Source organism: Massilia sp. BHUDP2 (assembly GCF_046236355.1).
Lineage (GTDB): Bacteria > Pseudomonadota > Gammaproteobacteria > Burkholderiales > Burkholderiaceae_D > Telluria > Telluria varians.
On record NZ_JBJUVW010000001.1, the window covers coordinates 1,839,977 to 1,853,730 of the forward strand.

Genomic DNA, 13,754 nt, shown 5'->3' on the forward strand with positions numbered 1-13,754 from the left:
ACGCCGGATCCGCGTTGCGCGGGGTGCGTGCACGAGAATATGGAAGGGAGGAAGTGATGCAGAAACAAACGATCCAGTCGCGCTATGTGACGCTACAGGAGTGGGCCGCTTCGATGTTCTCGAAGATCCCGCACAAAAACACTCTGATCCGCTGGGTGCGCGACGGCCACATTCAGCCGCAGCCGCAGAAGGTCGGGCGCACCTGGCAGGTAAAGCGCGACGCGCGCTACGTGGACTGAAATGGGCAGAGCAAGATTAGCGAAGAACCGAGCACTCCCGGCCAACTTGTACCAGAACCCCGCCGGGTACTTCTACTATCGGAATCCGGAGACAAAAGCTATTAAGGGGCTGGGCAAGGAGCGGGCCAAAGCCATGCAGGAGGCTCGCGCGGCGAATGCGGCGCTCGCCGGCCGTGAGCGCTCGTCTCTTGTCGATTGGGTGCTCGGGAAGTCTGATTACACCTTGCGGGAGTGGATTCCAATCTACCGCGAGCTGTGGGAAACGAAAAAAAAGCCCTCGGCCTCCACGCTTGACAATGCAGTACGATATCTGAGGAAAGCCGCGGAGTCGGACCTTGGCGCGCGCCGCATGGCCGAGATAACGACCGCACACGTCGCGCGCTTCATTGAGGCGCACGAAAAGGATAGCGGCGCCGCCGCGACTCATGCCATGCGCACACGCCTCAGCGATCTGTTCAGGTGGGCCGAAACGCAGGGCGTCATTGAGGTGGGGAAGAACCCGGTAAGCGCGACCTTTACGCCGACTTACAAAGTGAAGCGCGAACGCTTGACGCTCGAGCAGTTCTGGCAGATTCACGCGCAGGCCAACGCATGGCTGCAACGCGCGATGATGCTTGCGCTGACGACGGCGCAGCGCCGAGATGACATCACCAAGATGAAATTTGCCGACTTCAAAGATGGCTTCTTGCACGTGGCACAGGGCAAGTCAAAGGGGGAGGTGAAGCTCCAACTGGATGGTGCAATCAGACTAGCGAAGATTGGCGTATCGATCGGCGAAGCAGTTGCCGCATGCCGGGACCTGATCGTTAGCCGTTACATGATTCATCATGTCGAGAAGATGGGGAAAGCAAAACCAGGTGACCAGCTCGCGGCGGGCAGTCTATCCGAAGCGTTTCAACGGGCCAGAGAGAAGGCGGGGATTCAGGCCTCGGATGGGCGGACGCCACCAACCTTTCACGAAATCCGGAGCTTGTCAGAGCGCTTGTATCGGGAAGAGTTTGGGGCGGCATTCGCGCAGTCGATCCTGGGGCACAAGAACGCTGCAATGACCGACCGATACGACGATTTGCGGGGCGGCTGGCTTACCGTCAGCGCGAAGTGATTTAGTGGGATATTAAACGGATTTTAGTAAAAAATCCTGAAGCCCGCATGCCTACTGCCTTTGAGGGCGATCCCTACCTCTTCGAGCCAGAGGTAGGGATCGTCGTGGGCGGATGGCGTCGTGGCTGAATTCATTGAAGGTGAAGTAAATATTGTTGAGCAAGCCGGGCCGGCATTTGCCTATACTAGCAACATCGAGCAGGCAGATCCCGCACTCCAGAGCCATGGATTCTTCAATGACCGCTAGTTCCGCAGCGAATACGCCCGGTGTGGCCCAGCAGGGCGCGAGCGCCGCCCCCTGGGTAGCAGGGCTCGCGCTGTCGCTCGCGGTCGGCGCGCTGTGCTACCGGGTCGCGGCCGGGGCGGGCGAGGACAACGCGCGGCGCCGTTTCGAGACCGTGGCGCGGCTGGCCCAGGAACGGGTGTCGAACGCGATCGTCTCGTATACCCAGGTGGTGCGTGGCCTGGCCGCGCTGCATACGGCCGGCGAAGGCCCGCTGACGCGTCTACGCCTGCACCGTTACGTGAAGGCGCTCGACCTGCCGGCACAGTTCCCGGCGATCGAGGCGGTGTCCTTCATCGCCTACGTGCCCGATGCCCGGCGCGAGGCTTTCATCGCGAGCGTACGGCAGGACCGCAGCGTGGATCCGAACGGCTACCCGGATTTCGACATCAAGCCGGCCGGACGCCGTCCGTGGTACGCCGTGATCACCTGGGTCGAGCCGGCCAAGCAGCCGAACGACCGGGTCGGCTTCGACATCGCGGCCCAGCCCCACATCGCCGCGGTCGTGGCGCGGACGCGCGACGAGGGGAGCCTGGGTGCGTCCGGCAACCCGGTGCGCCTGCAGCACCCGGTTCCACACACGGCGCTTGGCATGCGCGAGCAGCTCTACCTGGGCGGCGGGCTGCCGGCCACGGTGGAGGAGCGGCGCGCGCGCTACATGGGCAGCATCGGCATCGCGTTCTCGGTCGACGAGCTGGTGCGCCGCGCGCTCGGCCCGCAAGGAAGCCAGCCGGTGGCGCTCAGCCTGTACAGCGAAACCGGGCCCACCCGGCCGGGCGCCCGCAACACGATATCCGGGGCGGCGCCGGCGCTGGATGCGCGCGACCGTCTGCTGCTGGGGCCCGACGTGCGCGGCCAGTCGAAAGCGGCTGGGCGCTTCACGATCCTGCTGCCGATCGATTACGCCGGCACCCGCTGGAAAGCCCATTTCTCGGCCGACCGCGCCGCCATGGCGGCGGGCGCCGACCGCAGCCTGCCGCTGCTGGCCTTCGGCTCCGGCTTCGGAGTGAGCCTGCTGGGCTTCGCGCTGTTCTTCAACCTGTACCGATCGCGCCGCGCCGCGCTCGACCAGCGGCTGCTGCTCGATTCGGTGCTCGACAACCTGGACGCCTACGTTTACCTGAAGGACAGCGCGCGCCGCCTCCTGTACGTGAATGCGAAGAGCGCGGCGCTGATCGGGCGCAAGGCGGCGGACATCGTCGGCCGGCGCGATTTCGAGCTGGTGCCGGCGCACAGCGCCGACGAGGGATGGGAGCGCGACCGCGCTGTGCTCGACAGCGGCGAACGCCACGCCTGCCAGGCCGAACTGCCGCTGCCGGACGGCAGCGTGCGCCAGATGTGGAGCGTGCGCGTGCCCCTGTACCCGGAAGGAGAGATGCCGGCGGTGCTGTGCATCTCGACCGACGTGACCACGCTGCACGACCTCAAGGCGCGCGCCGATGCGGCCAACCAGGCCAAGAGCGACTTCCTGTCGAACATGAGCCACGAGATCCGCACCCCGATGAACAGCATCATCGGCATGGCCCACCTGGCGCTGCAGGCACACCCCGACCCGCAGCTGCGCGGCTACCTGGACAAGATCTACCACTCGGGCCAGCACCTGCTGGGCATCATCAACGACATCCTCGATTTTTCCAAGATCGAGGCGGGCAAGCTGGAACTCGCCACCCGCGGCTTCATGCTCGACAGGGTGATGCGCAACGTCGAGCAGCAGCTGGGTCAGGCGGCCGCCAGCAAGGGACTCGGCTTCGACGTCGAGATCGCCCCCGAGCTGATGCGTCCCCTGCGCGGCGACCCGCTGCGGCTGGAGCAGGTGCTGCTGAACTTCGCCGGCAACGCCGTCAAGTTCTCCGAGCACGGCCGCATCCTGCTGCGCGCCCGGCTCGAACACGCCTTCGGCCCCGAGCTCCTGGTGCGCTTCGAGGTGCAGGACAAGGGCATCGGCATCGCGCCCGACAAGCTGGCCGGCCTGTTCACGCCCTTCCACCAGGCCGACCCCTCGGCCACGCGGCGCCATGGCGGCACCGGCCTGGGCCTGGTGATCAGCAAGCAGCTGGCGGAGCTGATGCATGGGGAGGTCGGGGTCGACAGCACGCCGGGGCAGGGCAGCACCTTCTGGTTCACGGCGCGGCTGGAACTGAACCCGGCGCTGGAAGAGGGCGCAGCCGGCGGTGCCGGGCTGGGGGCGGCGCCGGCGGCGCACGCCGCCCGCCTGGACGGCTGCGCGGTGCTGCTGGTCGAGGACAACGCCTTCAACCAGCAGGTCGGTCGCGAGCTGCTGCAGCAGGCCGGCGCCGAGGTGAGCGTGGCCGGCAACGGCATCGAGGCGCTGGAGGCGATGCGGCGCCGGCGTTTCGACTGCGTCCTGATGGACGTGCAGATGCCCGTCATGGACGGGCTGGAAGCGACGCGCCGCATCCGCCAGGACCCGCAGCTTGCCGGCACCCTGGTGATCGCCATGACCGCCAATGCCGGGGTCGAAGACCGGGCGCGCTGCCTGCAGGCTGGCATGGACGAATTCCTCAGCAAGCCGGTGGTGCCGGAGCTGCTGGCGGCCACCATCGCGCGCTGCCTCGGCCGCAGCACGGCGCCGGCGCCCGACGTGCTCCCGCCACCGGTTGCCGGCGCCGGAGCGGTCGATTTCGAGGCGCTGGCGGCCAGCTTCGGCGGCGAGCGCGAACGGATGGGTAAATACGCCTTCCTGTTCGTGTCGAGCGCGCGCGATGCGCTGGCCGAGATCGATGCGGCGCTGGAGCGCGGCGACATGGCAAGGGTGGGCGCGGTGGCGCACCGCGTCAAGTCCTCGGCGCGCGCGGTCGGCGCCGGTGCGTTCGCTTCCCTGTGCGAGGAGATCGAGGCGCAGGCCGGGCGTCCCGCCCAGGCCAGGGCGCTGGCGGCGCGCCTGCGCGCCCAGCTGGCGCGGGTCGAGCGCGAGATCGCCGGCCGCCTTGGCGTGCGCGCCCGGGACCGGGCCTGACCCTGTCTTTTTGGACGTTGTTAGAAGGCTAAGAACCCTGGCCAAGCCTTTCGTGAAACGGTCAAACCGGGTAGACTTTGCCCCTTGAGCAACCCAAGCATTCCGATGTCCTCCCCGATCACCCCCGGCTTGTTGATTTTGCACGGCAACCAGATGGAATTGCTGCGCAGCGCCATGTTCGATTGGCTGCGCGCGCACCCGCTGGGACCGCTCGAGCAGGAGACCATCCTGGTGCAGTCGAACGGGGTGGCCGAGTGGCTCAAGATCGCGCTGGCCGAGGAAATGGGCGTGTGCGCCGCGACCCGCGTGGCGCTGCCGGCGCGCTTCCTGTGGGAAGCCTACCGCGGCATGCTGGGGCGCGAGCGCGTGCCCACCCGCGCGCCCTTCGACAAGGACCCGCTCACCTGGCGCCTGATGCGCCTGCTGCCCGCGCTGGTGGAAGACGCCAGCTATGCGCCGCTGAAACAATTCCTGGGCGACGGCTGCCCCGAGCGCCGCCTGCAGCTGGCCGAGCGCCTGGCCGACCTGTACGACCAGTACCAGGTCTACCGCGCCGACTGGCTGGCCGACTGGGAAGCCGGACGCGACCAGCTGCGCCGCGCCGTCGGCGACCCGCTGCCGCTCGGTCCCGACCTGAAGTGGCAGGCCTGCCTGTGGCGCGAAATCCACGCCAGCCTGCCCCAGGAGCAGCGCGTTACGGGTCGTGCCAGCATCCACCAGCAATTCGTGTCCGCCATCGAATCCGGGCGCGAGCCGGTGTCGCGCCTGCCGCGCCGCGTGATCCTGTTCGGCATGTCGACCCTGCCTTACCAGACCCTGCAGGCCATCGCCGCGCTGTCGCGCCACACCCAGGTGCTGTTCGCGGTGCCCAATCCCTGCCGCTTCTACTGGGGCGACATCATCGAGGGGCGCGAGCTGCTCAAGGCGGCGCGCCGGCGCCAGCAGCCGCGCGGCGGCATCGAACTCGCCAGCGTGCCGGTCGAGGAACTGCACATGCACAGCCACCCGCTGCTGGCGAGCTGGGGCCGCCAGGGGCGCGATTTCGTGCGCATGCTCGACGAATTCGACCAGGGCGAAGGCAGCCGCTACGAAAACCTGCGGGTCGACCTGTTCGACGAATCCGCAGGCGAGACCTTGCTGCAGCAGGCGCAGGCCGCGGTGCGCGACCTGCTGCCGCCCGACGAGCATCCGCAGACCGCCCCGCCGCGCGACGACCGCTCGATCGAATTCCACATCACCCACAGCGTCCAGCGCGAAGTCGAGGTGCTGCACGACCAGCTGCTGTCCTGGTTCGCCCAGGACCCCAGCCTGCGTCCGCGCGACGTGGTGGTGATGGTGCCCGACATCGACGTGTTCTCGGCCGCGATCCACGCCGTGTTCGAGCAGCACCGCCGCAGCGACCCGCGCCACATTCCCTTCGAGATCGGCGACGTGCGCGACCGCAGCGTGAATCCGCTGCTGGTGGCGCTCGAATGGCTGCTGCGCCTGCCGCAGCAGCGCTGCCGCCAGAGCGAGGTGCGCGACCTGCTCGACGTCCCGGCGGTGGCCGGGCGCTTCGGCCTGGATGCCGACGACCTGCCGATCCTGGGCCGCTGGATCGAGGGCTCGGGCGTGCGCTGGGGCCTGGACCGCGAGCACCGCGCCGGGCTGGGCCTGGCGTCAGTGGGTGAGCAGAACGCCTGGATCTTCGGCGTGCGCCGCATGCTGCTCGGTTACGCGAGCGGCGCAGGCAGGAGCTTCGGCGACATCGAACCTTATGCCGAAGTCGGCGGCCTTGACGCCGCGCTGGCCGGCTCGCTGGCCCAGTTCATCGAGAACCTCCTGCATTGGCGCGCCGAGCTGGTGCAGTCGCGCACCCCGGCCGAGTGGGGCGAGGCGGCGCGCGCACTCCTTGCTGCCTTCTTCCATGCCGGCGACGAGAAAGACCGCCTGACCCTGGCGCAGCTGAACGAAGCGCTGCAGTGCTGGCTCGAGACCTGCGACAGCGCGGAATTCAGCGAGCCGGTGCCCCTTAGCGTGATGCGCGAAGCCTGGCTGAGCCAGCTCGACCAGCCGACCCTGAACCACCAGTTCGTCTCCGGCGGCGTGACCTTCTGCACGCTGATGCCGATGCGCGCCGTGCCATTTCGCGTGGTGTGCCTGCTCGGCATGAACGACGGCGACTTTCCGCGCCGTACCCAACAGGCCGACTTCGATTTGCTGGCGCTGCCGGGCATGGCGCGTCCGGGCGACCGCTCGCGCCGCGACGATGATCGCTACCTGATGCTGGAAGCGCTGCTGTCGGCACGCGACAAGCTGTACGTGAGCTGGGTCGGCCGCAATGTGCGCGACAACAGCGAGCAGCCGGCCTCGGTGCTGGTGGCCCAGCTGCGCGACTACCTGAAGAACGGCTGGAACCTCGACCTGTCCGAACGCACCACGGAGCATGCGCTGCAGCCCTTCAGCCGCCGCTATTTCGAGCGCGGCGGCTTGCTGACCTTTGCCGGCGAATGGCGCACCGCCCACGGACAAGACGAGGAGACCGGGGGCGTGGACGCCTTGCCGCCCTACGAGATCGAGCCCGGCCTGGTGCTCAAGCTGGGCGAGCTGGCGGCTTTCCTGCGCCAGCCGGCGCGCTACTTCTTCCGGCGCCGCCTGGGCGTGGTGTTCGCCGACGCCGCCGTGGTGGGCGAGGACGAGGAACCGTTTTCGCTCGACGCGCTGGAGCGTTATTTCATCGAAGACCACCTGCTCGACGACAGCGGCCCGGTGGAAGCGCACGATGGGACGAGTAGTGCGGAGGTGCGCGCGGCCCTGAACAGCCGCGCCGAACGGCTGGCGCGCGAAGGCGTGCTGCCGATCGGCCTGATGGGACGCCAGTGGCAGCAGGAGCTGGTCGACGGCCTGGTGCCGGTGCGCACCGCCTGGCTGCAACTGGGCGAGCGTTTCCCGCACAATGCACCGAAGCGCGCAGTGAGCCTGGGGCTGGAGGATGGCCTGGTGCTGGACGACTGGATCGACCGCCTGCGCTCCGATGGCAGCGACACCGCCTGGCTGATGCAGATGTCCTCGAAGGTGCTGGACCGGGAAGGCCGTCCGCGGGGCGACAAGCTGATCGGCGCCTGGCTGCGCCAGCTGGCGGCCAGCGCGGCCGGCGCACCGGTGGCCGGCCACCTGGTGGCGCGCGATGCGATCCTCACCATGCCGGCCCTGAATCCGACGGAGGCCGCGGCCACGCTGCACGACCTGGTCAGCTTGTGGCGCACCAACCTCGACCGGCCGCTGGGCGTGGCCTGCAAGACCGCGCTGGCCCTGCTGCAGGAAGGCGACCCACGGCTGGTCTATGACGGCAGCTACGAACTCTCCGGCGAAGTCGAGGAACTGTGCCTGGCGCGCCTGTGGCCGGACTTCGCTTCGCTGGTGGCGGCCGGCGACTGGCCGCACGTGGCGCGCGACCTGTACGGGCCGCTGGCCGACTGGCTGGAAACCGGCGTGCAGGTCGCTCCGCTGGGCGGCGATGCGGGCGGGGAGGCGGCATGAGCCAGCACCTCGAACCCCTGGTGTTCCCGCTGCACGGCTCGCGCCTGATCGAGGCCTCGGCCGGGACCGGCAAGACCTGGACCATCGCCGCGCTCTACCTGCGCCTGGTGCTCGGCCATGGCGGCGAGGCGGCTTTCCTCCGCCCGCTGCTGCCGAGCGAGATCCTGGTGATGACCTTCACCCGCGCCGCCACGCGCGAGCTGGCCAACCGGGTGCGCGAGCGCCTGGTCGAGGCGGCGGCGTACTTCCGCGGCCAGCTCGACGTCGATGACCCCTATCTGGCCGAGCTGGCCGATGCCTATCCTACGGAAGCTGAGCGCAGCGTCGCCGCCCACCGCCTGGTGCTGGCCGCCGAGACGATGGACGAGGCGGCGATCTTTACCATCGACGCCTGGTGCCAGCGCATGCTGCGCGAGCACGCGTTCGACTCCGGCAGCCTGTTCGACGAAGAGCTGGTCAGCGACGAGCGCGCCCTGTTCGAGGACGCCGCACACGACTACTGGCGCCAGCATGTCTACCCGCTGGGCGCTGATGCCTTGGCGTCGGTGCGCGAATCTTGGCGCGATGTCGAGGCCCTGAAGGGCGGCGTGCGCGAGCTGGTGACGCGCACCCACCTGCTGGGAGAGTGCGCGCCCGAGCCGCTCGGCTCCCTGGTGGCGCGCGTGCAGGCGGCGCTGCGCGCCGAGCTGGCCGGCCTCAAGGAAGGCTGGGCCGCGCGCGCGGACGAGATGGAAAGCTGGATCGCCGGCCACCGCGAACGCAACCCGAAGTGCTTCAACGGCAACAAGATGCGCGCTGATTCGCTGGTGAAGTGGTTCGAGGCCCTGCGCGCCTGGGCGATCGACCCGGAGCGGGTGCTGCCGGATTTGAACGAGACGGCATGGAAACGCCTGTGCCCGGACGGCATTGTGGACGCCTTCAGCAAGGACTTCGTGGCCGAGGTACCGGCCTGCTTCGGCTTTACCGCGCCTTTGCGGGATGCATTGGCGCGCCTGCAGCCGCTGTCGCACGCGCTGCTGCGCCACGCCGCCAGCCACATCGCCGCCCGTATGCGCGAGCTGAAGGCGCGCAACCGCCAGTTCGGCTTCGCCGACATGCTCGAGCGCCTCAAGGATGCGCTCGAGGGGCCGAACGGGCAGGCGCTGCGCCAGCGCATCGTGCTGCAGTTCCCGGTGGCGATGGTCGACGAATTCCAGGACACCTCGCCCGACCAGTACCGTATCTTCGATCTGCTGTACCGGGTGGCGGACAACGACCCGGAACGGGGCCTGTTCCTGATCGGCGACCCGAAGCAGTCGATCTACGGCTTTCGCGGCGCCGACATCCACAGCTACCTGGCGGCGCGCCGCGCCACCACCGGGCGCCACTACCAGCTGGGCGTCAACTACCGCTCCACCAGCGAGCTGGTGGAAGCGGTGAACCAGCTGTTCCGCCATGCCGAAGGCGTCGACGGGCAGGGCGGCTACCCGCTCGGGGCCTTCCGTTTCCGCCGCGGCGAGGACAATCCGCTGCCTTTCGAGGCCGTGCAGGCCAAGGGCCACCGCGAACGCCTGGTGGGGGCCGACGGCGCGCAGCATGCGATGTCGGTGTGCTGCGCCGGCCCGATGAACCAGGAAGAGTACCGCGAGTATTTTGCCCACCACTGCGCCGAGCACATCGTCGGCTTGCTGGGCGACGAGCGCGTCGGCTTCTCGGACGGCGAGCGTTTCCGCCGCCTGATGCCTGCCGATATCGCGATCCTGGTGCGCGACCGGCGCGAAGCCGCCGCGGTGCGCCGCGCGCTGGTCGAGCGCAAGGTGGCCAGCGTCTACCTGTCGGACAAGGATTCGGTCGTCGAAAGCGAGGAAGCGGCCGACGTGCTGCGCTGGCTGTATGCGGTGGCGAATCCACTCGACGGCATCCTGGCGCGCGCCGCCTTCGCCACCCGTACCGCCGGCTTGCCGCTGGGCGAACTGGCCCGGCTCTCGAGCGACGAAGTGGCCTGGGAAGCGCGCGTCGAGCAGCTCAAGAACCTGCATGGCGCCTGGCAGCGCCAGGGCGTGCTGGCCATGCTGCGCCGCTTCGTGCACGAACTGGGCCTGCCGGCGCGCCTGCTGCGCCAGCCGGGCGGCGAGCGGCGCCTGACCAACCTGCTGCACCTGGCCGAGCTGCTGCAGGAAGCGAGCGGCCAGCTGGAAGGCGAGCAGGCCCTGATCCGCTGGCTGGCCGAGCAGGTCGAAGGCCTGGGCGAAGGCGGCGACGAGCGCGTGCTGCGCCTGGAAAGCGATGCCGAGCTGGTGAAGGTGGTCACGGTCCACAAATCGAAAGGCCTGGAATACCCGCTGGTCTACCTGCCGTTCGCGGTGACGGCGCGCCGTACCGACCGGCGCAACCGCGCCTTCTTCGAGTTCGTCGGCATCGACGGCACGCGCCGGCTCGACCTGGCGCTGGGCGACGAGTCCTTGGCGGCGGTGGACCGGGCGCGCCTGGAGGAAGACCTGCGCCTGCTGTACGTGGCGCTGACGCGCGCGCGCCACTACCTGTGGCTGGGCGCGGCGCCGATCAGCGGCCGCAGCAAGAATGAGAACCGCCTGCACGAGTCGGCGCTGGGCTACCTGCTGGGCGGCGGCGAGAAGATCGACGCGGAACTGCTGCGCGAGCGCCTGGAGCGCCTGCGCGGCGGCGTCGAAGGCATCGTGCTGCACGACCTCACCGAGGCGCAGGGCCGCACCCTGCTGGCGCGCGAGGACGTGCGCCCGGAGCTGTTGGGGGCGCCACGCTACGACGCCAGTTTCGAGCGCGACTGGTCGATCGGTTCCTTCACCTCGCTGGTGCGCCACGCCGTGGCGGTCGTCGCGCCGCCCCCGGCGCCGATGCGCGCCCAGGAGGAAACCCTGCTGGAAGAGGCGCCGCAGGTGGTGACGCCGCCGCGCATCGAGGACGCGCCCTGGCACCGCTTCCCGCGCGGCTCGGTGCCGGGCAACTTCATGCACGAGCAGCTCGAATGGATGGCGGCGGAAGGTTTTCATCGGGCCGACGAGCCGGAATTCATGCTGAGGCTTGGCCAGCGCATCGAGCGCGCCGGCTGGGGCAACCGCCTGGACGACGCCCTGGCCTGGCTGCACGCGGTGGTCACGACCCCGCTCCCGCCGCTGGGTGCGGCCTTGAGTGCCTTGCGTGATCCGGTCCCCGAGCTGGAGTTCTGGTTCCCGAGCGAGCGCCTGGACGTGGTGCAACTGGACCGCCTGTGCCGCGCGCGCATCATGAAGGGCCTGGACCGTCCGGTCCTGCCGGAGCGCGTGCTGCACGGGATGCTCAAGGGCTTCGCCGACCTGGTGTTCGAGCACGACGGCCGCTACTGGGTGCTCGACTACAAGACCAATGCGCTGGGGCCGGGCGACGCCGCCTATACCCAGGCCGCGATGGAGCTGGGCATGGCGGAGCACCGCTACGACATCCAGGCCACCATCTACATGCTGGCGCTGCACCGCCTCCTGAAGAGCCGCTTGGGAAGCGCCTACGAGCCGCACCGCCAGCTGGGCGGCGCCGTGTTCCTGTTCCTGCGCGGGATCGCGAACGCCGACACGCGCGGTTGCTGCGTGCTGGGCCCGGACATGGAACTCCTGGCCGGGCTGGAAGCTTTGCTGGACAAGGACCATCATGGTTAAGCATGAAGCCAACATCGCGCTGCTGTGGAGCGAGCTGGCGCGCCTGAGCGAAACCGGCGAGCTGCGCCGCCTGTCCTATGCCTTTGCCCGCTTCGTGGCCTCGCTGGGGGCGGCGCCGCCTGCGCTGGTGCTGGCCACGAGCGTGCTGTCCGAGCTGGAAGGGCAGGGCCACAGCTGCCTGCTCCTGTCCGACCTGGCCGCAGGTCCCGCAGGGCTGCTCGGCTGGGAAGACGAGCAGTGGAAGCTGCTGGCGCGCGCCGCCGGCCCCTTGCCGAAGAACGCGCAGGGCTGGGCCCAGAGTCTCTCCGGCTGCCAGCAGGTCTGGGACGTCAGCGCCTTCGACTACGACCAGCCGCTGGTGCTGGACGGCGACCGCCTCTACCTGCGCCGCTACTGGCGCGACGAGATGCTGGTGGCCCAGGCCGTGCGCGAGCGCGCGACGCGCAAGCGCGAGGTGGACCAGGAAGCGGTGCGCGGCTGGCTCGACATGCTGTTCGCCTCGCAGCGTGGCACCAACGGCCCGGACTGGCAGAAGCTGGCCTGCGCCATCGCCCTGCGCGGCTCAGTGGCCATCATCACCGGCGGCCCCGGTACCGGCAAGACCTATACCGTGGCGCGCCTGCTGGCGCTGCTGTTCGCCACCGCCCCGGAAGCCGGCAGCCAGCGCATCGCCCTGGCCGCGCCGACCGGCAAGGCGGCGGCGCGCCTGAAGCAGTCGATCGACAAGGCCCTGAACGAGCTGGCCGACAAGGTCGGCTCGACGCTGCCGCTGCGCGAACTGACGCTGCGCATGGGCGCCGCCCGCACCCTGCACAGCCTGCTGGGCGCGCGTCCCGACACCCGCGCCTTTGCCCACCACCGCGGCAACCCGCTCGACGTCGACGTGCTGATCGTCGACGAAGCCTCGATGGTGCACCTGGAGATGATGGCCTCGCTGCTGGACGCGCTGCCACCTTCCGCCACCCTGATCCTGCTGGGCGACAAGGACCAGCTGGCCTCGGTGGAGGCGGGCGCCGTGCTCGGCGACCTGTGCCACAACGCCGGGGCCGGCGGCTACACCGACGCCACCTGCGATTACGTTCTCGCGGCCAGCGGCGAGGAATTGCCGGATGAATTCCTGGGCGACGCCGGCGCGCTGGCCCAGCAGACCGTGATGCTGCGCCACAGCCGCCGCTTCGGCGGCCCGATCGGCCAGCTGGCCCTGGCGGTGAACGCCGGCGACGCCGTGCGCGCCGAAGCGGTGCTGCGTGCAGGCGAACCGGGCGTGCGCTGGATCGAGAACGCCCAGCAGCAGCAGGTGCTGCAACTGGCCCAATCCGGCTACGGTTCTTACCTGGACGTGTTGAATACCGGCCATAAAGCCGGATTGAACACGAATCATGAAGAATGGGTGCGCCAGGTCCTGCAGCGCTTCGAGTCCTTCCGCATCCTGTGCGCGGTGCGCGACGGCGAGTGGGGTGTCGCCGGCCTGAACGACGCGGTGGCCCGGCGCCTGGCCCAGGCCGGGCTGCTGCGCCCGAACGGCGAATGGTATGTGGGCCGCCCGGTCATGGTGACCCGCAACGACTACGCCACCAACGTCTACAACGGCGACATCGGGCTCACGCTGCCCGATCCCGCGCGCCCCGGCGCCCTGCGCGTGTACTTCCTCGAAGGCGATACGGTGCGCAGCGTGCTGGCGACCCGCCTGCGCAATGTCGAGACAGCCTTTGCCATGACGGTCCACAAATCGCAAGGCTCGGAATTTCGCCATACCGTGCTGGCGCTGCCGCGCGAACGCGGCGCCGTCCTCACCCGCGAGCTGGTCTATACCGGCATCACCCGCGCCAGCGAGATGTTCACCCTGGTCTCGCCCCCCGGCGCCGTGCTGCTCGAGGCGATCGCGCAGCGCACCCACCGCACCAGCGGCTTGCGCGGCATGATCGCGCCGACTTCGCGCTGAGCCAGAGCGCAAGGTAACGGTGTCGCGACGGCGCGACTACGGGTTT

At 69.2% G+C, this 13,754-nt stretch carries 7 protein-coding genes; all 7 read left to right on the top strand.

All coding sequences use genetic code 11. The annotated features are described in order from the left end of the window. Nucleotides 1–56 precede the first annotated feature (56 nt). The 7 genes from ACK6C6_RS08435 (at nt 57) to recD (ending at nt 13,708) form a co-directional block, all read left to right on the top strand. Complete coding sequence (locus ACK6C6_RS08435; protein WP_409266878.1) at nt 57–239, top strand: excisionase; 183 nt, start codon at nt 57–59, stop codon at nt 237–239. A gap of 1 nt (nt 240) precedes the next feature. Next, on the top strand, nt 241–1,341 hold the full coding sequence (locus tag ACK6C6_RS08440; protein WP_409266879.1) for a tyrosine-type recombinase/integrase: 1,101 nt from the start codon (nt 241–243) through the stop codon (nt 1,339–1,341). Between the two features lie 120 nt (nt 1,342–1,461). Beyond that, on the top strand, nt 1,462–1,587 hold the full coding sequence (locus ACK6C6_RS08445) for a hypothetical protein (RefSeq protein WP_409266881.1): 126 nt from the start codon (nt 1,462–1,464) through the stop codon (nt 1,585–1,587). Continuing rightward, entirely contained in the window at nt 1,577–4,600 is a 3,024-nt protein-coding gene (locus ACK6C6_RS08450; protein ID WP_409266882.1) for a CHASE domain-containing protein, read from the top strand. The genes ACK6C6_RS08445 and ACK6C6_RS08450 overlap by 11 nt, the downstream gene beginning before the upstream one ends. Nucleotides 4,601–4,705: 105 nt before the next feature. Continuing rightward, nucleotides 4,706–8,119 carry an exodeoxyribonuclease V subunit gamma gene (gene recC / locus ACK6C6_RS08455; protein ID WP_409266883.1) on the top strand — a complete coding sequence of 1,138 codons (3,414 nt, stop codon included), beginning with the start codon at nt 4,706–4,708 and terminating at the stop codon, nt 8,117–8,119. Further along, on the top strand, nt 8,116–11,766 hold the full coding sequence (gene recB / locus ACK6C6_RS08460; RefSeq protein WP_409266885.1) for an exodeoxyribonuclease V subunit beta: 3,651 nt from the start codon (nt 8,116–8,118) through the stop codon (nt 11,764–11,766). Before recC ends, recB begins: the two co-directional genes overlap by 4 nt. Beyond that, entirely contained in the window at nt 11,759–13,708 is a 1,950-nt protein-coding gene (recD, locus tag ACK6C6_RS08465) for an exodeoxyribonuclease V subunit alpha (protein WP_409266886.1), read from the top strand. Before recB ends, recD begins: the two co-directional genes overlap by 8 nt. Nucleotides 13,709–13,754: the final 46 nt, after the last annotated feature.